The sequence below is a fragment of the Janthinobacterium sp. SUN118 genome (genome assembly GCF_030397695.1).
Classification (GTDB): domain Bacteria; phylum Pseudomonadota; class Gammaproteobacteria; order Burkholderiales; family Burkholderiaceae_D; genus Janthinobacterium.
The window spans coordinates 1371080-1394320 of sequence record NZ_JAPUBV010000001.1 but is presented as its reverse complement, the minus strand read 5'-3'; the positions used below and the strand labels follow the sequence as shown (position 1 = coordinate 1394320).

At 61.8% G+C, this 23241-nt stretch carries 22 protein-coding genes; 3 read left to right on the top strand and 19 right to left on the bottom strand.

Features of this window, described 5'->3' with window-relative positions:
* Positions 1-14 precede the first annotated feature (14 nt).
* The 10 genes from O0880_RS06295 to O0880_RS06250 form a co-directional block, all read right to left on the bottom strand.
* Positions 15-620, bottom strand: a complete 606-nt coding sequence (locus tag O0880_RS06295; RefSeq protein WP_071322688.1) for a toll/interleukin-1 receptor domain-containing protein — start codon at positions 618-620, stop codon at positions 15-17.
* A 281-nt stretch (positions 621-901) separates the two neighbouring features.
* On the bottom strand, positions 902-2905 hold the full coding sequence (locus tag O0880_RS06290) for an ATP-dependent DNA helicase (RefSeq protein ID WP_071326294.1): 2004 nt from the start codon (positions 2903-2905) through the stop codon (positions 902-904).
* Between the two features lie 88 nt (positions 2906-2993).
* A complete protein-coding gene (locus tag O0880_RS06285) occupies positions 2994-3194 on the bottom strand; it encodes a DUF465 domain-containing protein (RefSeq protein WP_071322687.1) in 201 nt (66 codons plus the stop codon).
* A gap of 145 nt (positions 3195-3339) precedes the next feature.
* On the bottom strand, positions 3340-4050 hold the full coding sequence (locus O0880_RS06280; protein WP_289885634.1) for a hypothetical protein: 711 nt from the start codon (positions 4048-4050) through the stop codon (positions 3340-3342).
* Between the two features lie 16 nt (positions 4051-4066).
* A complete protein-coding gene (gene zapE / locus O0880_RS06275) occupies positions 4067-5164 on the bottom strand; it encodes a cell division protein ZapE (RefSeq protein WP_071322686.1) in 1098 nt (365 codons plus the stop codon).
* 92 nt (positions 5165-5256) lie between these two features.
* A complete protein-coding gene (lpdA, locus tag O0880_RS06270; protein WP_289885632.1) occupies positions 5257-6687 on the bottom strand; it encodes a dihydrolipoyl dehydrogenase in 1431 nt (476 codons plus the stop codon).
* Positions 6677-7066 carry a PspC domain-containing protein gene (locus O0880_RS06265; RefSeq protein ID WP_289885631.1) on the bottom strand — a complete coding sequence of 130 codons (390 nt, stop codon included), beginning with the start codon at positions 7064-7066 and terminating at the stop codon, positions 6677-6679. Before O0880_RS06265 ends, lpdA begins: the two co-directional genes overlap by 11 nt.
* Before the next feature lie 94 nt (positions 7067-7160).
* Positions 7161-8417, bottom strand: a complete 1257-nt coding sequence (gene odhB, locus O0880_RS06260; protein WP_071322683.1) for a 2-oxoglutarate dehydrogenase complex dihydrolipoyllysine-residue succinyltransferase — start codon at positions 8415-8417, stop codon at positions 7161-7163.
* Between the two features lie 117 nt (positions 8418-8534).
* Positions 8535-11387 carry a 2-oxoglutarate dehydrogenase E1 component gene (locus O0880_RS06255; protein ID WP_071322682.1) on the bottom strand — a complete coding sequence of 951 codons (2853 nt, stop codon included), beginning with the start codon at positions 11385-11387 and terminating at the stop codon, positions 8535-8537.
* A gap of 255 nt (positions 11388-11642) precedes the next feature.
* Positions 11643-12617 carry a LysR family transcriptional regulator gene (locus O0880_RS06250; protein ID WP_071322681.1) on the bottom strand — a complete coding sequence of 325 codons (975 nt, stop codon included), beginning with the start codon at positions 12615-12617 and terminating at the stop codon, positions 11643-11645.
* 117 nt (positions 12618-12734) lie between these two features.
* On the opposite strand from O0880_RS06250, the gene O0880_RS06245 reads away from it, so the two are divergent.
* Positions 12735-13235 carry a hypothetical protein gene (locus O0880_RS06245; RefSeq protein ID WP_289885628.1) on the top strand — a complete coding sequence of 167 codons (501 nt, stop codon included), beginning with the start codon at positions 12735-12737 and terminating at the stop codon, positions 13233-13235.
* Between the two features lie 15 nt (positions 13236-13250).
* On the opposite strand, the gene O0880_RS06240 is transcribed toward O0880_RS06245, so the two are convergent.
* The 9 genes from O0880_RS06240 to O0880_RS06200 all read right to left on the bottom strand — a co-directional run bounded on the left by O0880_RS06240 (position 13251) and on the right by O0880_RS06200 (position 20680).
* Positions 13251-13790 (bottom strand): NAD(P)H-dependent oxidoreductase, encoded by a 540-nt coding sequence (locus O0880_RS06240; protein ID WP_289885627.1) that lies wholly within the window; start codon positions 13788-13790, stop codon positions 13251-13253.
* A gap of 229 nt (positions 13791-14019) precedes the next feature.
* On the bottom strand, positions 14020-14361 hold the full coding sequence (locus tag O0880_RS06235; RefSeq protein WP_289885625.1) for a helix-turn-helix domain-containing protein: 342 nt from the start codon (positions 14359-14361) through the stop codon (positions 14020-14022).
* A gap of 160 nt (positions 14362-14521) precedes the next feature.
* Positions 14522-15826 (bottom strand): citrate synthase, encoded by a 1305-nt coding sequence (gltA, locus tag O0880_RS06230; RefSeq protein WP_071322677.1) that lies wholly within the window; start codon positions 15824-15826, stop codon positions 14522-14524.
* 122 nt (positions 15827-15948) lie between these two features.
* Positions 15949-16230, bottom strand: a complete 282-nt coding sequence (locus O0880_RS06225; protein ID WP_071322676.1) for a succinate dehydrogenase assembly factor 2 — start codon at positions 16228-16230, stop codon at positions 15949-15951.
* Positions 16231-16347: 117 nt separating this feature from the next.
* Entirely contained in the window at positions 16348-17058 is a 711-nt protein-coding gene (locus O0880_RS06220) for a succinate dehydrogenase iron-sulfur subunit (RefSeq protein WP_071322675.1), read from the bottom strand.
* A 9-nt stretch (positions 17059-17067) separates the two neighbouring features.
* Positions 17068-18849, bottom strand: coding sequence for a succinate dehydrogenase flavoprotein subunit (sdhA, locus tag O0880_RS06215; RefSeq protein ID WP_071322674.1), 1782 nt, complete (start codon positions 18847-18849; stop codon positions 17068-17070).
* 2 nt (positions 18850-18851) lie between these two features.
* Positions 18852-19217 (bottom strand): succinate dehydrogenase, hydrophobic membrane anchor protein, encoded by a 366-nt coding sequence (gene sdhD / locus O0880_RS06210; protein ID WP_071322673.1) that lies wholly within the window; start codon positions 19215-19217, stop codon positions 18852-18854.
* Positions 19217-19639, bottom strand: a complete 423-nt coding sequence (gene sdhC, locus O0880_RS06205) for a succinate dehydrogenase, cytochrome b556 subunit (RefSeq protein ID WP_071322672.1) — start codon at positions 19637-19639, stop codon at positions 19217-19219. Before sdhC ends, sdhD begins: the two co-directional genes overlap by 1 nt.
* Before the next feature lie 306 nt (positions 19640-19945).
* Positions 19946-20680 carry a GntR family transcriptional regulator gene (locus O0880_RS06200; protein WP_289887303.1) on the bottom strand — a complete coding sequence of 245 codons (735 nt, stop codon included), beginning with the start codon at positions 20678-20680 and terminating at the stop codon, positions 19946-19948.
* Positions 20681-21135: 455 nt separating this feature from the next.
* Here O0880_RS06200 and O0880_RS06195 point away from each other — a divergent pair, with 455 nt between their 5' ends.
* On the top strand, positions 21136-22125 hold the full coding sequence (locus O0880_RS06195; protein WP_034789110.1) for a malate dehydrogenase: 990 nt from the start codon (positions 21136-21138) through the stop codon (positions 22123-22125).
* 114 nt (positions 22126-22239) lie between these two features.
* Entirely contained in the window at positions 22240-23238 is a 999-nt protein-coding gene (locus tag O0880_RS06190) for an aldolase/citrate lyase family protein (protein ID WP_289885621.1), read from the top strand.
* The last annotated feature ends 3 nt before the right edge of the window (positions 23239-23241 follow it).

Below are 23241 nucleotides of genomic sequence, written 5' to 3'. Positions count from 1 at the left end.
CCTTTTGACGTGGATTAACGTGGAAAGTGCGGAGGCGGAACGGCACGCCATTCCGGCGGGATGGCGGGCAACACGAAGCGGCTGCAATCGTGGCCCGGCGGCGTCGAACGCTTGAGCAAGTGGTAGTGCGTGGCAATGCGCTGCACGATGCGTTCGATGTCGGGCAGGTATTGCGGATTCGACTTCAGGTCGCCGCTGGCCAGGGTATAGCCGGAAAAATCGACGTACAGGCCCGACTCCGTGATCTGCGGCGGCAGGCCGTCCGGATGGCGCGTCATGATGATGGGAATGATCAAATGGCTGGGCAGCTCGTACCAGGCGCGGCGCTCCTGCTCGATCAGTTGCATGGCGGCAAACTCCCGCCGCGTATAGCCATGCGCCTCGTATTTCGGCGTGTACAGCACGATCATGCACACGCTCTGGCACATGGCGCGCGCCACGCGCAGGTCGATATCGTCGCCGCCGCCCAGTTGTTCGCTGTCGATGAACAGGACTTCCTCGCGATCGAGGTGCGGCTCCAGGTAGCAGGCCAGCGCCTCGATGAGGTCATTCTTGAACTTGTTCATGAACGCATATTGGCCGTGCGCATAACTCAAGAAACAGCCGTAGCGGATATCCATGGCATCCCCCCTGTTCCCCGTGCGGCGATGCCGTCGCCGCGCCTTGATCCTGCAAGGCATGAGCTCACTCTAAACCGCTGGGTAACGGCCTGTTTGCGCTGGCGCAAAGATGTGTCTGGCGTCCTGGACATTCGACACAATGCCAGAACATGGCGCGATCACGCCGTTTTCTGGCATGGCCGGCGCGCAGGCCGGCGCCACGTGTAATACGCCAGGCATTTGATTGCAAAGGAGAAATTAGAAAAGCAACCGTGCCGGCGCGCGGGCGCCGGCGGGAAACGCTACCCGGCCCGGGCCGGCAGGTTGCGGAAGAACTCGACCACTTCGGCCGTGTCGCGCGTGCGCTTGAACGGCGGCAGGCTTTGCCAGATGCGCTTGCCATACGGCTTGGAAATGAGGCGCGGATCGCAGATCATCAGCACGCCACGGTCGCCCTCGTCGCGGATCAAACGGCCCGCGCCCTGCTTCAGGTTGATGATGGCTTCCGGCAGCGAGTGGTGCATGAAACCGTTCTTGCCCTGCTTTTCCATCACTTCGATGCGCGCGGCCAGCACGGGATCGTCGGGCGGCGCGAATGGCAGCTTGTCGATGATCACCAGCGACAGCGCGTCGCCGCGCACGTCGACGCCTTCCCAGAAACTCTGGCTGCCGATCAGCACGCCATTGCCGGCAGCGCGGAACTGGTCCAGCAATTCCGTGCGGCCCCGGTCGCCCTGCACGAACAGGGGGAAGTTCAAGCCGCGCTGCTTGAACTCGTCGGCCAGGCGCTCGGCCGCCCGCTTCACGGCGCGCAAGGTGGTGCACAGGAAGAAGGTGCGCCCGCCCGCCGCCTCGATGATGGGCAAGGCGCAGTCGATGACGGCGTCCGTGTAGCCCAGCGAGTTCGGCTGCGGCAGGTTTTGCGGCACGAACAGCAAGCCCTGCTGGCCATAGTCGAACGGACTCGGCCAGGTATGCGACGGTTCGCCCGTCAAGCCCATCTGTTCCGAGAAATGCTTGAAATCGTTTTTCACGGCCAGGGTGGCCGACGTGAAGATCCAGCTGCGCGGCGTGCCTTCGCGCTGGTTGTTGAAGATCGGCGCGATCGACAGCGGCGTCTTGTGCAATTGCAGGGAGCTGGAAAACGCTTCCACCCAGAACACGGCTTCTTCGCCGGCCGCGACCTTGGCCTTCGGGTCGAACTTCCATCCGCTGAGCTGCTGCGCCAGTTCCACGCCGCGCACGCGGCATTGCTCCAGCGTTTCCGCCCGTTCCGCCTGGGTTTCCAGCACGGCTACCATGCCGTCCAGTTCATCCTTGAGGGTGTCGAGCGCGGGGAAGAAATCGCTGGACGGGGCGATCTGCGGCAGGGACAGGCGCACGATATCCTGCGGGAAAGTCAGGCGCAGGTCGCGCGCGGCCTTTTCCACCACCGTCACCGTCTTGGCCCAGTCGATGCCGCGCGCATGGGCGAGGCCTTCGGCCAGCACGTCGCGGCACAGTTCCAGGATTTGCGAAGTCGACACCGTATTGCCAAAGAACAGGGTTGCCGTGTCGGGCAGTTGGTGCGCCTCATCGAAGATGATGGTATTGGCCGAGGGCAGCAATTCCGCCACGCCCGTGTCCTTCAGGGCCACGTCGGCAAAGAACAGGTGGTGGTTGACCACCACCACGTCGGCCTGCTGGGCTTCCTTGCGGGCCTTCATGACGAAGCAATCCTGGTAATACTGGCACTCGGCGCCCATGCAGGTGTCGCGCGTGGACGTCACCAGGTTCCAGATCATGGCGTTTTCCGGCACCTTGGCCAGTTCCGCCTTGTCGCCGGAGCTCGTCATCTTGATGAAACGCGAGATTTCGCGCAAATGCCCCACGTCGTCGCGCGACGTCATGCGGCCATTCTGCAAGGTGCGTTCCAGGTGGTAATGGCAGACGTAGTTCGAGCGGCCCTTCAGCAGGGCCACGGAGACGGGTGCCTGCAGCGCGGCGCGCACGGTCGGGATATCGCGCAGGAACAATTGATCCTGCAAGTTCTTGGTGCCGGTGGAAACGATGGTCTTGCCGCCCCACATCAGGGCCGGCACCAAGTAAGCAAAGGTCTTGCCCGTGCCCGTGCCCGCCTCGGCGATCAGCGTGGTCTGGCTGTCGATGGCGTGGGCGATGGCCTTGGCCATCTCCGTTTGCGAACGACGCGGCTTGTAGCTGCCCACGGCCGGACCCAGCGGGCCGCCGGCGCCGAACAGGCGCTCGATGTCGGCATCGTGCTTGCCAGGCGCCGCCTGGGATTCGGCTGGCAGATTTGCTGGCAGATCAGCGGTCTGGCCGTCTTGGCTTGCAGGCAATAAATTGTGATCGGTCAAAATATACTTAATGAAGGCTGGACGCTACTGGCGCCGGTCAGGCCGGAACGTCGGGCACCAATTGCATTTTCAGCAAGGTGATGTGATCTTTTAACTGCAACTTGCGCTTTTTCAAGCGGCGCAATTGCAGTTCGTCATGATGTCCATCGAGTATCAGCAACTCGATGACGGTATCGAGGTCACGGTGTTCCACGTCGAGTTCAATCAGGCGCCGCTCTATATGCTGTGCATCGCTCATGTGTTGCGTTCCAGGCAGTGTTGTTCAACAGGCGCGCGCAGCATGCGCAGGCAGCCATCCGTGCCGGGATCGCCGGCAAGTGCGTAGTTTAACCTGCCGCGCGGCGTAGGGCACGCCATTTCCGGCATGCCCCTGCCAGGCGGACTTACTTGGCGGGCGGAACGGCGGCGGCCGGCGCGCTGGCAGCGGCCGCCTTGGCCGCCTTGGCGTCCGCCTCGGCCTGGCGCTCGGCCAGGCGCTGCGCCACTCTTTTCTGGCGCGCCACGGCATCCGCCTGTTTTTTCGCAAATTGCGCTTCGCGGGCGGCACGGCGCGGCGCCTCGGCGGCTTCCTCGGCGGCCAGTTTCTGCAGCTTGGCCGCATGTTCAGCTTCGCGCTCGGCCACGCTCTTGCCTTGCGGCTTGGGCGGCGCCGGCTCGGGCGCGACCACTTTCACGGGCTTGGGCACGGCGGCGGCGCGCTGCTCGGCGTCGAGGCGCGCATCTTCCTGGGTCTTGGCCAGGTCGATATCGCGCAGGCGCACGGACTCGGCGCGCTTGAAGTGATTCGCTTCGGCCTCGACGGCGCGCAGGCGCACGAGGATCAGGCGGCGCTTTTCCTTCGCCTTGTCGAGACAGCTGTTCACGAAGAACTTGTTGTAGCATTCCTGCTCGCGCGCGGCGAATTCATTTTCAGCCGCCTCGCGTTCGCTGGCCGCCAGCTTCAGCTTGGCATCAGCTTCGTCGACGGACAAGGTGGCCGGCACTTGCGGCGCACCGACCTCATCCAATGCGGTGCCGCCCTGGTGCGCGCAAGCGGACAAGACCAGGGCCAGGGCCACGCCCGTTGCCAGCTTGTAGAGTGTATTTACCATCATGTTCATTTTTCCTGCCTCAAACGATCGCGTCGGCCGCGCCGCGCTGTTCTTTTTCCATGTATTCGCGCGATTGCATCTCGACGATGCGCGATACGGTACGGTGAAACTCGTTGGCCAGCATGCCATTCGTGTACAGCTGGTCGGGCGCCACTTCGGCCGACATGATCAGCTTGACCTTCTGGTCATAGAACACGTCGATCAGCCACGTGAAGCGGCGCGCCTCGGACGACTGCGCCGCCGACATGGCCGGTATCCCGGACAATATCACTGTATGGAAGCGGCTGGCGATTTCCAGGTAATCATTTTGCGAACGGGGGCCGCCGCACAGGGTGGCGAAATCGAACCAGATGATGCCGCCGGCGCGGCGCAGGCAGTGGATTTCGCGGCTTTCGATGCGGATGCGCGCATCTTCGTCGGCCGTCTCGGCGATGCGCGTGTAGGCGTCGCGCAGGGCCTTGTCGGTGGCCGCGCCGAGCGGAGTGTAGTAGCTTTCCACCTGTTCCAGCGCGCGGCCGCGGTAATCGACGCCGGCGTCGACGTTCATGACGTCGAGTTTTTCCTTCAGCAGCGCGATGGTCGGCAGCATGCGGTCGCGGTGCAGGCCGTCCGGGTACAGCAGGTCCGGATCGTAATTCGACGTCATGATGAAGGACACGCCATTGTCGAACAGGGCCGACAGCAGGTTGTACAGGATCATCGCATCGGCGATGTCCGAGACGTGGAATTCATCGAAGCAGATCAAACGGTACTTCTTGGCGATGCGCTTGGCGACCTCGTCGAGCGGATCGGCCACGCCCTTCAATTCATCGAGCTGCTGGTGCACGCCGCGCATGAATTCGTGGAAGTGCAAGCGCGTCTTGCGCACCAGGGGCACGACGGAATAAAAACTGTCCATCAGGAACGACTTGCCGCGCCCTACCCCGCCCCACATGTACACGCCTTTCGGCACGGCGGGACGGTTGATCAGGCGCTTGAAGGTGCTCGAGCGCTGGCCCTTGTAGGCCACCCACTCGTCGTAGCACAGTTGCAGGCGGTCGACCGCGCGCCGCTGGGCGGCATCGGCCTTGAAATCGCGCTTCTGCAACGCGTGCTGGTAAAACTCTTCAACGTTCATGGGATTCGATTCAACTGGGTTTCTGGACATAGCGCAAACGGGCCGGCAAGGCAGAAACTGCTTTGCCGGCCCGCTGCAAGGTACTCTAGCGTTTAGAAATTCAGCGTACGCTTGTCTACTGCCAATGCCGCTTCCTTGGTCGCTTCCGACAGGGATGGGTGGGCGTGGCAGATGCGTGCGATGTCTTCGGCCGAGGCCTTGAATTCCATCGCCACGACGGCTTCGGAAATCAGTTCGGAGGCCATCGGGCCGACGATGTGCACGCCGAGGATTTCATCGGTGGTCGCATCGGCCAGGAATTTCACCATGCCCGAAGTGTCGCCCAGCGCGCGCGCACGGCCATTGGCCATGAACGGGAAGGTGCCCGCCTTGTAGGCGATGCCTTCGGCCTTCAGGGTTTGCTCGGTCTTGCCGACCCACGCGATTTCCGGCGAGGTGTAGATCACCCACGGAATCGTGTTGAAGTTGGTGTGGCCATGCTGGCCGGCGATACGCTCGGCCACGGCAACGCCTTCTTCTTCGGCCTTGTGCGCCAGCATCGGGCCGCGCACGACGTCGCCCACTGCCCATACGTTCGGCAGGTTGGTCTTGCAGTCGCCGTCGACGGCGATGAAGCCGCGCTCGTCCAGCTGCAGGCCGACCTTGTCGGCACCCAGGCCATTCGTGTTCGGCGTACGGCCGATCGAGATGATCAGTTTGTCGAACACGGCTTTTTGCGCTTCGCCCTTGGCGTCCACGAATTCCACGGTGACGTCTTTCTTGCCTGGCGTGATCGCACCGATCTTGCAACCGAGGTTGATCTTCAAGCCTTGCTTGGTGAACAGCTTCGACGCTTCCTTGGCGATCTGCTCGTCGACGGCGCCGAGGAAGACCGGCAGGCCTTCCAGCACGGTGACTTCGGAACCCAGGCGGCGCCAGACGCTGCCCATTTCCAGGCCGATCACGCCGGCGCCGATCACGCCCAGCTTGGCTGGAACGGCGTCGATGGCCAATGCGCCCGTGTTCGACAGGATCAGTTTCTCGTCGAATGGTGCACCCGGCAGTTCGCGCGCGTTCGAACCCGTGGCGATGACCACGTGCTTGGCGTTCAGGGTTTCGTTGGCTTCACCGGTGACGCTGATGTCATACGTGCCGGCGGCGGCAGCGGCGAAAGCGGCGCGGCCGTGGAAGAAGGCGATCTTGTTCTTCTTGAACAGGTACAGGATGCCGTCGTTGTTTTGCTTGACGACGGTATCTTTACGCTTGAGCATCTGGCCCAGGTTCAGCTTCAGGCCGGCGACGTCGATGCCGTGCTCTGCGAAGCTGTGGCCCGCGTGTTCGAAATGCTCGGACGATTGCAGCAGCGCTTTCGACGGGATGCAGCCGACGTTGGTGCAGGTACCGCCAGGAGCGGCGCCGCCCTTGGCGTTCGACCACTCGTCGACGCAAGCGACGGAAAAGCCCAGCTGCGCTGCGCGGATGGCGGCGATGTAGCCGCCAGGGCCCGCACCGATGACAACTACGTCAAATTGTTTAGTACTCATGTTTTGTTATTCCAATCTCTTCGTCTGGTACGAAAATCCACAATAGAAGGTAAATCACCACGCCGAAGCCGAAGGTCAATGTAAACAGGACGAACACGAGGCGCCAGATCCACGCTTCCATGCCGGAAGCGCGTCCCAGGCCACCGCACACGCCGCCGAGCCAGCGGTCGTTGCGCGAACGGCGCAGGCGGTTGAATTCCTGCACCAGGTCGTTCGCCGGGCCGACAGCGGGACCGGCGCCGGCGCCGGACGTGCTGTCCGGCTTGTCCAGGTTGATATTGCTCAGGAGCTTGGCTTTCGCTTGCGCGAATTCCGCGTCGCTCAGGGCGCCCGCCAGGTGCAACTCGTGCAGACGCTTGATTTCTTCAGAGACGTTCATAGGAATCCTCTTTCATTGAGATCAGCCAGCTGCGTCTTCTGGCAAGGGGTACCAACTACATTGCCCCGGCGGCTACGCCGGGGTGCTACGGTGCTTACAGGTCCAGCAACAGGCGTGCAGGATCTTCCAGCGCTTCTTTCATCGCCACCAGGCCCAGGACGGCTTCGCGGCCGTCGATGATGCGGTGGTCGTAGGACATCGCCAGGTAGTTCATCGGACGCACCACGATCTGGCCGTTTTCCACGACGGCGCGGTCCTTGGTCGCATGCACGCCCAGGATGGCCGATTGTGGCGGATTGATGATCGGGGTCGACAGCATGGAGCCGAAGGTGCCGCCGTTCGAGATCGAGAACGTGCCGCCAGTCAGGTCGTCCAGGGTCAGCTTGCCTTCCTTGGCTTTCGCGCCGAATTCACCGATTTTTTTCTCGATGTCGGCGATCGACAACTGGTCCGCGTTGCGGATGATAGGCACGACCAGGCCGCGCGGCGAACCGACAGCGATGCCGATGTCGAAGTAGCCGTGGTAAACGATGTCGTTGCCGTCAACGGAGGCGTTGATGATCGGGTACTTTTTCAGGGCGGCGACGGCAGCCTTGACGAAGAAGGACATGAAGCCCAGCTTGACGCCGTGCTCTTTCTCGAATTTGTCCTTGTACTTGTTGCGCAGGTCGATGACCGGCTGCATGTTCACTTCATTGAACGTGGTCAGGATGGCGTTCGTCGATTGCGATTGCAGCAGGCGCTCGGCGATACGTGCGCGCAGGCGGCTCATCGGCACGCGCTCTTCCGGACGGTCGCCCAGGCTGGCGGCCGACGGCGTGGCAACTTGCTGCAGAGCCGGCTTGGCGGCGGCTGGCGCCAGCGGCGCAACGGCAGGCTTGGCGGAAGCGGCCAGGGCGTCGCCCTTGGTCACGCGGCCATCTTTGCCCGAACCGGCGACGTCGCCAGCGGACAGGCCTTTTTCGGACAGGATCTTGGCGGCGGCAGGCATGGCCACGTCGCCTTTGGTGGCGGCGGCAGGCGCCGAAGCGGTCGAAGCGTCTTGTGCGGCGGCAGCCAGGGCTGGCGCGGCAACGGCCGACACTTCCATCGGGCTGACCTTGGCCGAGCCGTCGGTATCGATGATGGCGATGACTTCGCCGGCAACGACGGTGGCGCCGTTATCCTTGATGATCTGGATGATCACGCCAGCGGCTGGCGCAGGCAGTTCCAGCACAACTTTGTCGGTTTCGATATCGATCATGTTTTCGTCGCGCGCGACTGGTTCGCCGACTTTCTTGTGCCATGCCAGCAGGGTCGCTTCCGCAACCGATTCCGACAACTGGGGAACTTTGACTTCGATTTGTGCCATGTAAAACTCCGTTTATTTTGTTATTGCGGCGCCGCCCCTGCGTAGCAAGGGCGGCGCTCCGTCATCATATACTGGTCAGGCGCCGCGCAAACCGCGCAGCGCCCGTTGTCCCGCCACTTACTTGGTCAGGATAAAGCCCTTCAGCTTCGAGAATGCCGTTTCCAGCAGGTCTTTTTGCTGGGCGTAGTGCTTGTCATAGTAACCGACGGCAGGCGACGCCGAAGCAGGACGGCCGGCATACGCCAGACGCTGACCCGACTCCAGGCCTTCGAAGATGTTGTGCTGGATCTGGAACCAGGCGCCCTGGTTTTGCGGCTCGTCCTGGGCCCATACGACTTCGACCAGGTTCGGGAACTTCTTCAGTTCAGCAGCAAACGACTTGTGCGGGAACGGATACAGCTGTTCCAGGCGCACGATCGCCGTGTCGGTCTGGCCGCGTGTCTTGCGTGCGTTGACCAGGTCGTAATAGACCTTGCCCGAGCAGGCGATGACGCGCTTGACTTTCTTGGCATCGATTTTCTCGTCGACTTCGCCGATGACGGTCTGGAAACCGCCCTTGGCCAGGTCGGTCAGCGGCGAACCGGCATCCTTGTTGCGCAACAGCGACTTCGGCGTCAGGATGACCAGCGGCTTGCGGAACTGGCGCACCATCTGGCGGCGCAGCAAATGGAAGATCTGCGACGCCGTCGTCGGCTGCACCACTTGCATGTTGTTGTCGGCGCACAGCTGCAGGAAACGCTCAGGACGCGCGGACGAGTGCTCAGGACCCTGGCCTTCGTAACCGTGCGGCAGCATCATGACCAGGCCCGAAGCGCGGCCCCATTTCACTTCGCCGGAGCTGATGAATTGGTCGATCACCACTTGCGCGCCGTTGGCGAAGTCGCCGAACTGGGCTTCCCAGATCGTCAGCGTGTTCGGTTCAGCGGTCGAGTAGCCGTATTCGAAGGCCAGTACGGCTTCTTCGGACAGGACCGAGTCGATGACGGTGAACGGTGCCTGGTTGTCCGACACGTTTTGCAGCGGAATGTAGGTACCCGCATCCCAGCGCTCGCGGTTCTGGTCATGCAGCACGGCGTGGCGGTGCACGAAGGTGCCGCGGCCCGCATCCTGGCCCGTCAGGCGGATGGCGTAGCCGGACGATACCAGCGAAGCGTAGGCCAGGTGTTCGCCCATGCCCCAGTCCAGGTTCATTTCGCCGCGGCCCATGGTGGCGCGGTCGCCCAGGACCTTCTCGACCAGCGAGTGGACCTTGAACTCTTCCGGCACGGTGGTGATGCGCGTGGCCAGGCGTTTCAGTTCCGTCATCGGCACGGCCGTATCGGCCGAGTCGGTCCATTTCTTGTTCAGGAACGGCAGCCAGTCGACGGCGTACTTGTTCTTGAAGTTCGAGATGACTGGATCGACCGTGTGCTTGCCGGCGTCCATGGCGTCGCGGAAAGCGGCAACCATCTTGTCGCCGCCGTCGGCAGGAATCACGCCTTGCGCTACCAGCTTGTCCGCGTACAGCTTGCGGGTGCCCGGGTGCTGGCCGATGCGCTTGTACATCAGCGGCTGCGTCAGTGCCGGCGTATCCTGCTCGTTGTGGCCAAGCTTACGGTAGCAGATGATGTCGAGGACGATGTCCTTCTTGAATTCCATGCGGTAGTCGAGCGCGATCTGCGTCGCCAGGACCACGGCTTCCGGATCATCGGCGTTGATGTGCAGGACTGGTGCTTCGATCATCTTGACGACGTCCGAGCAGTACAGGGTCGAGCGCGAGTCGCGCGGATCCGAGGTGGTGAAACCGATCTGGTTGTTGATCACGATATGCACCGTGCCGCCCGTGCCGTAGCCGCGGGTTTGCGCCAGATTCAGCGTTTCCATGACCACGCCCTGGCCGGCGAAAGCGGCATCGCCGTGCACCAGGATAGGCAGCACTTGCGCGCCGTGCACGTCGCCGCGACGGTCCATGCGGGCCTTGACGGAACCTTCGACCACCGGGTTGACGATTTCCAGGTGCGACGGGTTGAACGCCAGCGACAGGTGGACCGGGCCGCCCGCGGTGGAGATGTCCGACGAGAAGCCTTGATGGTACTTCACGTCGCCGGCAGGCAGGTCGTCGCCATGCTTGCCTTCGAATTCTTCGAACAGTTCCTGCGGCGCCTTGCCCAGGGTGTTCACCAGCACGTTCAGGCGGCCGCGGTGGGCCATGCCGATCACGATTTCCTGCACGCCTTTTTCGCCGGCGCGCTGGATGGTTTCATCCATCGAGGCGATGAAGGTTTCGCCGCCTTCCAGGGAGAAGCGCTTCTGGCCCACGTAGCGGGTGTGCAGATAGCGTTCCAGGCCTTCAGCCGCGGTCAGGCGGTCGAGGATGTGGATTTTTTTCTCTGGGGTGAAATTCGGGGTGGAGCGGATCGATTCCAGCTTCTCTTGCAGCCAGCGCTTCTCGGCCGGGTCGGAGATGTACATGAATTCGGCGCCGATCGAACGCGTGTAGGTGTCGCGCAGATAGTTGAGCAGATCGCGCAGGGTGGCGGTCTCGGGGCCAAAATAGGTATTGCTGATGTTGAACACGGTGTCCATGTCCGCATCGGTGAAACCGTAGAAGCTCGGGTCCAGTTCCGGGATCATCGGACGTTCCTGGCGTTGCAGCGGATCCAGGTTGGCCCAGTGCGTGCCGAGGTAGCGGTAAGCGGCGATCAGCTGCGTGGCGGCGACGCGCTTGCGGCCCATTTCAGCATCGAAGGAAGCGGTCACTGTCCGGATCGGACCCGCTTTGGCGCGCTCGGCGAACGAGGCGACGACGGAGGCATGCGCCACGTCAGGCTTGTTGGTACCGTCGACGGCAGGCACGTGCTGCATGGCATCGAAGTAAGAACGCCAGTTATCGGGCACCGAGCCTGGATTGTTCAGATACGCCTCGTACAGGTCTTCCACGTACGGAGCATTCCCACCAAACAGGTAGGAGTTGGTCGTTAATTGCTGCATATATTGCTCACCTTTCTTCGCGCTTCGCGAGATTAGCGGGTTAATCTAACCTTCCGCGACACGGCCTGACCGGTTAGCGGATTGCACATCAAGTTGTGGGGAAGGGCTTTTTTATTGCACCAGCATTCTGCATACCGTCATTTAGAATAGCACGCGGTATTGTAACGCAACAACCGCTCGTTGAATTTTATTTGGCAAGCAAATGTAAGCTCTGTTGTTGATTTTCCCGGGCTTGCAAGCCTGTCACTGTTATGCTTACAACACATCGGCGGCCCTGCCGGCATGCCGCTTGCGCCCAACTGGTCTGCCCGGCAACGGCCCCGCCGCGATGGCTGCCAGCCAATCGGGATCGCCGGCAAACCACTCCACCAGGAAGTCCAGCATGGTGCGCAGCAGCGGCGACATGTGCTGGCGCGACGTATAGACGCCATAGATGCCCATGTCCTGCGGCTGGTATGCGGGCAGCAGCTCCACCAGCTGCCCGCTGGCGATCAGCGGCGTGGCCGAAAAGCGCGGCTGCATGGCGATGCCCGCCCCCGCCACCGTCGCCACCAGCAGGACCAGCGACTCATTCGCCGACAGGCGGCCGCTGACGGGGACAGTGAGCGCTTCCCCGTTGTGCGTGAACTGCCACAGGCTCTTGCCAAAATAGGTATACGTCAGACAGTTGTGCAGGGCCAGGTCTTCCGCCCGCCGTGGCGTGCCGTGCGCCGCCAGGTACGATGGTGCGGCGCACACCACGGAAGCGCAGCTGGCCAGCTGGCGCGCGATCAGGTTCGGTTCGAGCGCATTCGTGATGCGGATCGCCAGGTCGATGCGCTGCTCGACCAGGTTGACGGCGCGGTTCTCCATCTGCAGGTCGACGGCGGCGCGCGGGTAGCGCCGCAGGTAAGCGGTCACTGCGCCAGCCAGCGCCGTCTGCGCCAGCGATTGCGAGCAGGTGATGCGCAGCAAGCCGTGCGGCGTGTCGGCGCCCCCGGGCGCGGTGACGGCCATGGCGCCGGCCAGTTCCAGCATCTGCCGGCAGCGCGCCAGCGTGGCGTCGCCCGCATCCGTCAGGCTCAGCCGCCGCGTGGTGCGGTGCAGCAGGCGCGCCCCCGCCCATTGCTCCATCTCGGCCAGGTAGCGCGTCACCATGGCGCGCGACATGTCGAGCGCATCGCTGGCGGCGACCATGCTGCCGCGCTCGGCGATGGCGACAAACACTTGTGCGGCGGTGATACGGTCCATGCGGGCACTCCCTTGATTCGCTCGATTCATGCAACTAAGTATTGCAATCTACCCTATTTGTCGCACATAGTCGAAAGGATAATATGTGCTGGTGATAACAAATAACGAGAAAAACACATGTTGTCGAACTCCACCCTGCATGACCGCCAGGGCGCCGGCAGGCCCTTGGGCGACCGCCGTGCCCCGCGCCGCGCCGACGGCGGCTTTGCCATCGAACGCCTGGGTAGTACGCGCTCACCCTCCATCCTGTTGAGCGGTTCGCAGGAAGCCATCCTCGTCAACGCGCAATTCCTGCACAGCGATGCCGTGCACGTGGCGCAAACGATACAGGCGGCCGGCAGGCGCCTGAGCGCCATCTATATCAGCAACGCCGAACCGCAGGCGTATTTCGGCCTGGGCGTGCTGCAAGCGGCCTTTCCGCTGGCGCGCATCCTCGCCAGTGGCGACACGGTCGCCGCGATCCGCCGCCAGGCCGGCGCCCGCGTCGCCCACTGGGGCGGCATTCTCAAGCACAACGCGCCGCGCCGCATCGTCGTGCCGCACATCCACAATGGCGCCAGCCTGCCGCTGGAAGGCGTCAGCGTGTGCCTGCAAACGCTGCTGGCGGAATTCGACTGAGCCAGTACGCCAGACTTACAGCGCCGCCAGGAAGCGCACATAGTCGTGCGCGCTGCTCTCCAGCCGCTCCGCATAGCCCGCCTCGTTTGGCCCGTCTTCCGCGCCATAGAAAGCAAAGAACGGGCGCTTCTCGGCCCCCACATAGTCCAGCGTCACGTCAAAAGGCGCCAGCAACTGCGCCAGCGTGACTCTCCACTTGCCCTCCGGCGTGAAGTCTTCCTGGCGAATGCCCGCAGTGACGGCCAGGGCCACCTTGCGGCCCTTGAAGGCTACGCCGCCCGTGCCATACGCCCATCCATACGCCAATACGTCGTCGAGCCACTTCTTCAGCAATGGCGGACAGTTGAACCAGTACAGCGGGAACTGCAAGACCACGTTGCCGTGCGCCTCCACCAGCGCCTGCTCCTGCGCCACATCGATGTTGCCGTCAGGATAAGCCTGATGCACATGGTGGATTGTGTAGCGCTGCGGATGGCGCGCCAATTCCTGCAGCCAGCGCTTGTTGGCCACGGATTTGTCGATCGCGGGATGGAAGACGATAACCAGCGTTTTCATAGTGCTTCTTTCATGGGTGTGGGGTCGGTGGCGCCGCCGCACCGCATGCACCGGAAAGCAGGCAAGCCGCCACCCTGCCCCGAAGCGCGCCATCGCGCCTCCAGAGGCGTATGCAGCATACCCATGGCAGGTATTTTTCACAAGTACGCACAGTTACTACGCATACAATAGGAAAAGTAAGTGACCACCACGCGAGAAAGCCCCGGCAAGGAACAATTCAACCTGCGCGTCAGGCCGGCTGGTGCCGTTCGCCCCACTCGCACAAGGTATGGAGCACGGGGATCAGCGATGCCCCCTTGCTGGAGAGGAAATACTCAACCTTGGGTGGCACTTGCGGGTATTCCTTGCGGATGATCAGCGCATCGGCTTCGAGCTCCTTCAGCACGACGCTGAGGGTCTTGAAGGCGATGCCGCCGAGATGCCGCTTGAGTTCATTGTGGCGCAGGACCTTGTTTTCAGCGAGCGCGTACAGGATCAGCATCTTGTATTTGCCGCCGATCAGCGACAGGGTGTAGCCGAATCCCGTCTCGCCCAGGGTTACGCCGCTGGGCGCGCATATGTCTTCATTCATCACGTTCTGTTTCCGGTTTGCCTGGGTGGAGCGTAGCAGCATTGCCTGCCAGCGGCTATTGATCGGCTATTTTTAAAGCGCGCATGAAAAAAGCGAGCCCTCGGGCTCGCTTTTGCGCGCCGGGCCGCAAGGCCCGGCAGGAACGGCTATGCGGCGAAACTTAGGCGCGCTTGGCCAGTGGCAGTACTTCGCGCGTGGTCGAGCCGACGAACAGCTGACGCGGACGGCCGATTTTTTGTTCCGGATCGGCGATCATCTCGTTCCACTGGGCGATCCAGCCGATGGTGCGGGCCATGGCGAAGATACCGGTGAACAGCGACACAGGGATGCCCAGCGCCGATTGCACGATGCCCGAGTAGAAGTCGACGTTCGGGTACAGCTTGCGCGAAACGAAGTATTCGTCGTTCAGTGCAATCTTTTCCAGTTCCATCGCCAGCTTGAACAGCGGGTCGTCTTGCAGACCCAGTTCGTTCAACACTTCGTAGCAGGTTTCACGCATCAGCTTGGCGCGCGGGTCGAAGTTCTTGTACACGCGGTGGCCAAAGCCCATCAGCTTGACGCCGGAGTTCTTGTCCTTGACTTGCTCGATGAAGGCAGGGATGTTCTCGACGGTGCCGATTTCCTTCAGCATGTTCAGTGCCGCTTCGTTGGCGCCGCCGTGGGCAGGGCCCCACAGGCAGGCGATGCCGGCAGCGATACAGGCGAACGGGTTGGCGCCCGACGAACCGGCCAGGCGGACGGTCGACGTCGAGGCGTTTTGCTCGTGGTCCGCGTGCAGGATCAGGATGCGATCCAGGGCGCGCACCAGCACGTCGTTGACCTTGTAGTCTTCGCACGGGTTGGCGAACATCATGTGCATGAAGTTGGCGCTGTACGACAGGTCGTTGCGCGGGTACGTGAACGGCTGGCCGATCGAGTACTTGTAGGTCATGGCGACCAGGGTCGGCATCTTGGCGATCAGGCGGATGGCCGACACTTCGCGGTGACGCGGGTCGTTGATGTCCAGCGAATCATGGTAGAACGACGCCAGCGCGCCGACGGTGCCGACCAGGATCGACATCGGATGCGCATCGCGGCGGAAGCCACGGAAGAAGAATTGCATCTGCTCGTGCACCATCGTGTGCTTGGTCACGGTGTCGACGAACTTGGCTTTTTGCGCCGCGTTCGGCAATTCGCCGTTCAGCAGCAGGTAGCACGATTCCATGAAGTCGGCGTTGACGGCCAACTGTTCGATCGGGTAACCGCGGTACAGCAGTTCGCCCTTGTCGCCGTCGATGTAGGTGATCGACGAATTGCACGAGGCGGTCGACATAAAGCCTGGGTCGTAGGTGAACTTGCCGCTACCGGCGTACAGCTTGCGGATGTCGATGACGTCCGGGCCTACGGTGCCTTTGTAGATGGGAAATTCAAGCGATGGGCTGCCATCGGAGAACGACAGGGTAGCTTTTGTGTCAGAGGTATTCATGGGCTCTTCCTTCTCGGGAGTGAGTCGAAATTAAAATCAAAAATTCTGGCTGCAATTCGCAACGCAATTCGGCGTTGCTACAGCGCGCCACTCGCACCGTTTGCAATATATCGCCCAGGCGTCTAGGCAATGCGCAGTCGTTGCAGCAGTGCATGCACATGCGGCAGATCGACTTCGCCTTCCGGCTCTTTACGGGCCAGTACCAGATCCATTAACGCATTGTCCGATAAATCCAGCAAACGCGTCAGCGCGTCAACTTCTTCATCGGTCAATTCGGTTTCATACGCATCGAGAAAACGGGTCAGGATGATGTCGTTTTCCAGCAGGCCACGGCGTGAACGCCAGCGCAGGCGGGCGCGGTTGGCCGGGTCGGCCTGATGCGAGGACAAAATTGATTCTGTCATTTGGTTTACCACTTTACATGTGCCTTGCGGCACGGTGCTGCTTTGCAGGCGCCGCCTGCCAGGAAGCGAGGATACCCTCTTCCGGCAAACGGCGCCCGGCGGACGCGATCAGACGAATCAGATCGCGCGGCGTACCATCAATTCCTTGATCTTGCCGATCGCCTTGTTCGGGTTCAACCCTTTCGGGCAAACGTCGACACAGTTCATGATCGAATGGCAGCGGAACAGACGGTACGGATCTTCCAGGTTGTCCAGACGCGCACCGGTGGCTTCGTCGCGCGAATCGGCGATGAAGCGGTAGGCTTGCAGCAGGCCGGCAGGACCGACGAATTTGTCCGGATTCCACCAGAACGACGGGCACGACGTGGAGCAGCAGGCGCACAGGATGCACTCGTACAGGCCATCGAGTTCTTCGCGCTGTTCCGGCGTTTGCAGGCGTTCTTTTTCAGGCGGGATCGAATCGTTGATCAGGAACGGCTTGATCGAATCGTACTGCTTGAAGAATTGCGTCATGTCGACGATCAGGTCGCGGATGACTGGCAGACCTGGCAACGGACGCAGCACGATAGGCTCGGTCAGCTCGTTCAGGTTGGTGGTGCAGGCCAGACCGTTCTTGCCATTGATGTTCATCGCGTCCGAACCGCACACGCCTTCGCGGCACGAGCGGCGCAGGGCCAGCGAGTCATCGACGTCCGACTTGATGCGCTGCAGTGCGTCGAGCAGCATCTTGTCGGTGTCTTTCAGTTCGACCGTCAGGTCTTGCATGTACGGCTTGGCATCCTGGTCAGGATCGTAGCGGTAGATTTTAAATTTGAGAGTGCGTGCCATGGTATAGCCTTAGAAAGTGCGTGGTTTCGGTTTGAAGGTATCTACCGTCAGCGGCTTGGTCACGACTGGCTTGTATTCCAGTCGGTTGCCTTCCGAATACCACAGCGTATGCTTCATCCAGTTGTCGTCGTCGCGGGTCGGGTGGTCGTCCTGGGCATGGGCGCCGCGCGATTCCTTGCGGGCGGCTGCCGAGACGATGGTCGCTTTCGCCGTTTCGATCAGGTTGTCCAGTTCCAGCGCTTCCACGCGGGCCGTGTTGAAGACCATCGACTTGTCCTTGAACGACACGTGCTTGCGGCGCTCGTCGAGCTTCATGATTTCAACCACGCCCTGCGCCAGCATCGCGTCGGTACGGAACACGCCGCAGTATTTCTGCATCGTGGCGCGGATTTCGTTCGCCACGCCCTGCACGGTTTCCGTGCCGGTCGAGTTTTCCAGGCGCGCCAGGCGGCCCATGGCGAAATCGGCAGCGTCGGCTGGCAAAGGCTTGTTTTCCTTGGCTTTCAGGCCGCTGTTGACGATGTGGTTGCCGGCCGCGCGGCCGAAGACCACCAGGTCCAGCAGCGAGTTCGTGCCGAGGCGGTTGGCGCCGTGCACCGAGACGCAGGCGCATTCGCCGATCGCGTACAGGCCGTTGACGACCTTGGCCGAATTATCCGGACCGGTCGGGGTGACGACCTGGCCGTGGATGTTGGTCGGGATGCCGCCCATCTGGTAGTGAATCGTCGGCACGACAGGAATCGGTTCCTTGGTGGCGTCGACGTTGGCGAACTTGTGGCCGATTTCCAGGATCGACGGCAGGCGCTTGGCGATGGTGTCGGCGCCGATATGGCGCAGGTCCAGCATCACGTGGTCCTTGTTCGGACCGCAGCCGCGGCCTTCCTTGATTTCCTGGTCCATCGAACGCGACACGAAGTCGCGCGGCGCCAGATCCTTCAGGGTCGGCGCATAGCGCTCCATGAAGCGTTCGCCTTCGCTATTGATCAGGATGCCGCCTTCGCCGCGCACGCCTTCGGTGATCAATACGCCCGCGCCGGCCACGCCGGTCGGGTGGAACTGCCAGAATTCCATGTCCTGCAGCGGCAGGCCGGCGCGTGCCGCCATGCCCATGCCGTCGCCGGTGTTGATGAAGGCATTCGTCGAGGCGGCGAAGATGCGGCCTGCGCCGCCCGTTGCCATGACCGTCGTCTTTGCTTCCAGAATCATGCATTCGCCGGTTTCCATTTCCAGCGCGACCACGCCGATCACGTCGCCTTCGGCGTCACGGATCAGGTCAAGCGCCATCCATTCGACGAAGAAGTGCGTGCGGGCGCGCACATTGCGCTGGTACAGGGTGTGCAACAGGGCGTGACCGGTACGGTCGGCTGCCGCGCAAGCGCGCTGCACCGGCTTTTCGCCGAAATGGGCCGTGTGGCCGCCGAATGGACGCTGGTAGATGGTGCCGTCAGGGTTGCGGTCGAACGGCATGCCGAAGTGTTCCAGTTCGTACACGACTTTCGGTGCTTCGCGGCACATGAATTCGATGGCATCCTGGTCGCCCAGATAGTCGCCGCCCTTGACGGTGTCGAACATGTGCCAGAACCAGTTGTCTTCGGCCATGTTGCCGAGCGACGCGCCGATACCGCCCTGCGCCGCGACAGTGTGCGAGCGGGTCGGGAAAACTTTGGACAACACTGCGACGTTCAGGCCGGCTTCAGCCAGTTGCAGCGACGCGCGCATGCCGGAGCCGCCGGCGCCAACGATTACCGCATCAAAGCGGCGGGTAGGGATTGCAGATTTATATGCTGCCACGATTACACACTCCAGAGTATCTGTACCGTCCAGGCGGCACAAGCGATCAACCACAGCATGGTGGCAATTTGCAGGGTCATGCGGAGGCCAACGCTTTTCACGTAGTCCATCCAGATATTGCGTACGCCGACCCATGCGTGGTAGAACAGGGCGACGAACGTCACCAGGCTGAATAATTTGAACCATTGCTGCGCAAACAATCCTGCCCAGCCTTCATAGCTGAAGTTGCTGCCGGTAAGGAAGGCGATCAGCAGGATGGCGACATAGGCCACCATGACGAGGGCGGTGACGCGTTGCGCCAGCCAGTCGCGCAAGCCGTAGTGGGCGCCGACGACGAGGCGTTTCGGTCCGATGTTATTGTTTGCCATTAAAATACTCCAAACAGTTTCAATGCGACCAGGGCGGTCAGTACCAGACTGATCACCAGCACGAACTTGGCCGTGTTGCGCGCGGGTTCTTTCTCGGCGGCGACGTGCACGTCCATGAGCAGGTGGCGGATGCCGGCACAGAAGTGGTGCAGGAAGGCCCAGACCAGAGCGAGGGTGATCAGCTTGACGAACCAGTGCGAGGCGATGCCCTGGAAGTAGGCGTAGGACATTTCGGAACGCAGGCTCAGTTCCAGCATGTACAGGATGCACGGCAGCAGGGCGAAAATGATGATGCCGCTGATACGATGCAGGATCGAGACGATGGCGCCGATAGCCATGCGGTAATTCGACAATTCGGTAACATGGATGTTACGGAATTGCGGCCGTTCTTTTTTTGGTACTTCTCTTACGGCTTCAGACATAACAAAAACCTCCCCTTTGAATTTCAACTAAATATTGAAGCCGCGATTTTCGCCGATTTTCGCAACCCATACCAATATCTATTGTTACATATAACCAAAATGGTTTTTTACTACAAAATACCGCGCTACTTTCCGTAGTTCACGTAATTTAGTTACAGAATCGCAGGCAAAGCACAGCCCGCCGGGGCTGGCCACGCTTTGCCTGCGCACTCTGTTGTCTCCAGCGCCCGCCTTGCGGCGCGCACTTTACAAGCGATGTACTTCAGCCTTGCCGCTTGTGCGGGCGCCCGCGGGCGCCCCGCTGCTTCAGCTGAGTTCATTCTGATAATGATGACGACTGGTCAGGTACAAGCCCCGGCGCAGTTCGACCGGCTTGTCGCCGTAGGTAAACGACACGCGCTCGGAACTGAGCAAGGGCGTGCCGAGGTCGATATTCAACAGTTGCGCCGCGCCCGCGTCGGCGCACACGGCGCGGATCTGCTCGGACGCACGTATCATGCGCGTGCCAAATTCCGTTTCAAACAGGCCATACATGGGCCCCTTGTATTCCACCAGGCGCTCGGCCGTCAGGCCCTTGAAGATCAGGCCCGGCAGCCACAGTTCCTCGACGATCGTCGGCACGCCGTCGAAATACTGGACGCGCTTGATGAAGATGACGGCGTCGCCGGACTTCAGGTCCATCAGGCGCGCCACGTCGGCCGGCGCGCGCACGCGCTTGACCTCGATAAACTTGCTTTCTGGATAATGCGGCACGCCTTCGTCCGGCACCAGGCGCAGGAAGCGGAAATGCGCGCGCGCCTCATGGTGGGTGGAAACGAAGGTGCCCTTGCCCTGGCGGCGCATGACGAGGTTCTCGGCGGCCAGCTCATCGATGGCCTTGCGCACCGTGCCCTGGCTGACCTTGAAACGGCCGGCCAGTTCGACTTCACTGGGGATCAGCTCGCCCGGCTTCCATTCGCCCGATTGCAGGCTCTGCGTGATGAGCGCCTTGATCTGCTGATATAAGGGACTGAAGGTGGGCGAGGCGTTCGCCGCAGGCATGACCACGGCAGTGGTATTGACGCTGGCGACAGGGGTGGAAACGCTGGCGGCCGGTGCGGCAGCAGGCGCGGCCGGGGTGCCCGCGGTCGGACTGACCGCCCCGCTTGCAGCAGTGGCATTGTTGGTCAGATTGGACGAGGCGGAATTCATAGTCCGACATTTCAACACAAATCACTGCCCGCGTCCAGTAAAACACTCGCAGTTATCTGTCTTATATAAGACATAAGATATGATTGACAGATAGAGATCGGAGGCCTAAACTGCCCTCGATAAAACTTGTGAGCCAGCGTTTTATGTTGTCGGCCAGCCACTCTGGTCTCGAGCAGCACAGGCGTGACGGCAGCGTACACCAGCAATTCGGTGGCGCCGGCCGGTTTTGGTATCATTATAGTTTTTCCGGATAAGCGTAAGCCCAGCTTCAAGCCCGTTTTCTTTCCCATTTTTGGAGATTCATCATGGCTAAAACCCCAATGCGTGTTGCAGTGACCGGCGCCGCCGGCCAGATCGGCTACGCCCTGTTGTTCCGCATCGCCAATGGCGACATGCTCGGCAAAGACCAGCCTGTCATCTTGCAACTGCTTGAAATCCCGGACGAAAAAGCCCAGAAGGCGCTCAAGGGCGTGATGATGGAAATCGACGACTGCGCCTTCCCGCTGCTGACGGAAATGACCGCCCATTCCGATCCGCTGACCGCATTCAAGGACGTCGACGTGGCCGTACTGGTCGGCGCGCGCCCACGCGGTCCAGGCATGGAACGCAAGGACCTGCTGGAAGCGAACGCACAGATCTTCACGGTGCAAGGCAAGGCGCTCGACGCCGTCGCTTCGCGCAACGTGAAAGTCCTGGTGGTCGGCAACCCTGCCAACACCAACGCCTATATCGCCATGAAATCGGCGCCATCGCTGCCAGCGAAAAACTTCACCGCCATGCTGCGCCTGGACCACAACCGCGCCCTGTCGCAAGTGGCTGCCAAGACCGGCACCGCCGTGAAAGATATCGAGAAGCTGACCGTCTGGGGCAACCACTCGCCAACGATGTACGCCGACTACCGCTTCGCCACCGTGAACGGCAAGGCTGTGAAAGACCTGATCAACGACCAGGAATGGAACGCCAACACCTTCCTGCCTACCGTCGGCAAGCGCGGCGCGGCCATCATCGAAGCGCGCGGCCTGTCGTCGGCAGCGTCGGCAGCGAACGCCGCCATCGACCACATCCATGACTGGATGCTGGGCACCGCCGGCAAGTGGACCACCATGGGCGTTCCTTCGGATGGCTCGTATGGCATTCCTGAAGGCACCGTGTTCGGCTTCCCTGTCACCACCGACAACGGCGAGTACACCATCGTTCAAGGTCTGGAAATCGATGCATTCTCGCAAGAGCGCATCAACCTGACCCTGAAAGAGCTGACCGAAGAGCGCGAAGGCGTGAAACACCTGCTGGCATAAATCCAGTCCTGGCGGCGCGGCGTATGTTTCGCCGCCCGCCAAGCAGGCCGCTCCGCGCACGTCGCGGCGCGGCTGTTTTATCAAGTAGTCTTTACCTGCAGAAATGCCTTAAGCATGCACCCTTCCGAGGTTTTATTCCAAGGCAAACGCCAGCCGCTGTTGCTCGCCGCTTGCGACCACTACGCCGGCTCTGAAAAGCTGATGCGTAAATCGATTGCTTTGCAACAAGAGCTTGGGCCCCTGTTCGACATCACGTTCGACTGCGAAGACGGCGCCAGCGCCGGCAATGAAGAAGCGCACGCGCAGATGATCGCCGGCCTGCTGGCCAGCGACGACAACCAATTCAACCGCATCGGCGTGCGCGTGCACGACGTCGACAGCCCGTTCTTTGCGCGCGACGTGGAACTCATCTGTGCCGCCGCATCCCGCCTGGCCTACATCGCCGTGCCCAAGGTGGGCGGCGTGCAGGACGCCATGCTGGCCATCGACCTGATCAACCTGCACGCGCGCCGCGCCGGCCGCGACGACTTGCCCGTGCATGTACTGATCGAGACGCACGGCGCGCTGCGCGACGCCTACGCCATCGCCGCCCTGCCCCAGGTCGAATGCCTGTCCTTCGGCATCATGGATTTCGTCTCCGCCCATTACGGCGCCATCCCGGCCGCCGCCATGCGCACGCCGGGCCAGTTCACCCATCCGCTGGTGGTGCGCGCCAAGCTCGAAGTGGCCGCCGCCTGCCACGCGCATGGCAAGGTGCCGTCGCATAACGTGACGACCGATGTGCGCGATTCGGCCGTGGTGGCCAACGATGCCCAGCGCGCGACGGCCGAGTTCGGCTATACGCGCATGTGGAGCATCCATCCGGACCAGATCAAGCCCATCATCAAGGCTTTCACGCCGCGCCTGTCCGAGGTCAACGAGGCGAGCAATATCCTGAATGAGGCGCTGCGCGCCAACTGGGGCCCGATCGCGCAAAATGGCCGCTTGCACGACCGCGCCAGCTACCGATATTATTGGACCGTTTTGCAACGCGCCAAACTGGCGGGCCTGGGCCTGCCCGAGGCGGCCGCGGCATTACTCAATACCCCCTCTTCCAGCACCACTGAAAACTGACAG

What these genes read in the sequence shown, in the direction of transcription:
- O0880_RS06200 (WP_289887303.1), bottom strand. Translation starts at nt 20,680, where the DNA reads ATGCCTGCGGCGAACGCCTCGCCCACCTTCAGTCCCTTATATCAGCAG.
- odhB (WP_071322683.1), bottom strand. Translation starts at nt 8,417, where the DNA reads ATGGCACAAATCGAAGTCAAAGTTCCCCAGTTGTCGGAATCGGTTGCG.
- O0880_RS06240 (WP_289885627.1), bottom strand. Translation starts at nt 13,790, where the DNA reads ATGAAAACGCTGGTTATCGTCTTCCATCCCGCGATCGACAAATCCGTG.
- O0880_RS06250 (WP_071322681.1), bottom strand. Translation starts at nt 12,617, where the DNA reads ATGGACCGTATCACCGCCGCACAAGTGTTTGTCGCCATCGCCGAGCGC.
- O0880_RS06195 (WP_034789110.1), top strand. Translation starts at nt 21,136, where the DNA reads ATGGCTAAAACCCCAATGCGTGTTGCAGTGACCGGCGCCGCCGGCCAG.
- O0880_RS06265 (WP_289885631.1), bottom strand. Translation starts at nt 7,066, where the DNA reads ATGAACGTCTCTGAAGAAATCAAGCGTCTGCACGAGTTGCACCTGGCG.
- lpdA (WP_289885632.1), bottom strand. Translation starts at nt 6,687, where the DNA reads ATGAGTACTAAACAATTTGACGTAGTTGTCATCGGTGCGGGCCCTGGC.
- O0880_RS06295 (WP_071322688.1), bottom strand. Translation starts at nt 620, where the DNA reads ATGGATATCCGCTACGGCTGTTTCTTGAGTTATGCGCACGGCCAATAT.
- O0880_RS06220 (WP_071322675.1), bottom strand. Translation starts at nt 17,058, where the DNA reads ATGGCACGCACTCTCAAATTTAAAATCTACCGCTACGATCCTGACCAG.
- O0880_RS06190 (WP_289885621.1), top strand. Translation starts at nt 22,240, where the DNA reads ATGCACCCTTCCGAGGTTTTATTCCAAGGCAAACGCCAGCCGCTGTTG.
- O0880_RS06285 (WP_071322687.1), bottom strand. Translation starts at nt 3,194, where the DNA reads ATGAGCGATGCACAGCATATAGAGCGGCGCCTGATTGAACTCGACGTG.
- zapE (WP_071322686.1), bottom strand. Translation starts at nt 5,164, where the DNA reads ATGAACGTTGAAGAGTTTTACCAGCACGCGTTGCAGAAGCGCGATTTC.
- sdhC (WP_071322672.1), bottom strand. Translation starts at nt 19,639, where the DNA reads ATGTCTGAAGCCGTAAGAGAAGTACCAAAAAAAGAACGGCCGCAATTC.
- O0880_RS06280 (WP_289885634.1), bottom strand. Translation starts at nt 4,050, where the DNA reads ATGATGGTAAATACACTCTACAAGCTGGCAACGGGCGTGGCCCTGGCC.
- O0880_RS06245 (WP_289885628.1), top strand. Translation starts at nt 12,735, where the DNA reads ATGTTGTCGAACTCCACCCTGCATGACCGCCAGGGCGCCGGCAGGCCC.
- O0880_RS06225 (WP_071322676.1), bottom strand. Translation starts at nt 16,230, where the DNA reads ATGACAGAATCAATTTTGTCCTCGCATCAGGCCGACCCGGCCAACCGC.
- O0880_RS06255 (WP_071322682.1), bottom strand. Translation starts at nt 11,387, where the DNA reads ATGCAGCAATTAACGACCAACTCCTACCTGTTTGGTGGGAATGCTCCG.
- gltA (WP_071322677.1), bottom strand. Translation starts at nt 15,826, where the DNA reads ATGAATACCTCTGACACAAAAGCTACCCTGTCGTTCTCCGATGGCAGC.
- O0880_RS06235 (WP_289885625.1), bottom strand. Translation starts at nt 14,361, where the DNA reads ATGAATGAAGACATATGCGCGCCCAGCGGCGTAACCCTGGGCGAGACG.
- sdhD (WP_071322673.1), bottom strand. Translation starts at nt 19,217, where the DNA reads ATGGCAAACAATAACATCGGACCGAAACGCCTCGTCGTCGGCGCCCAC.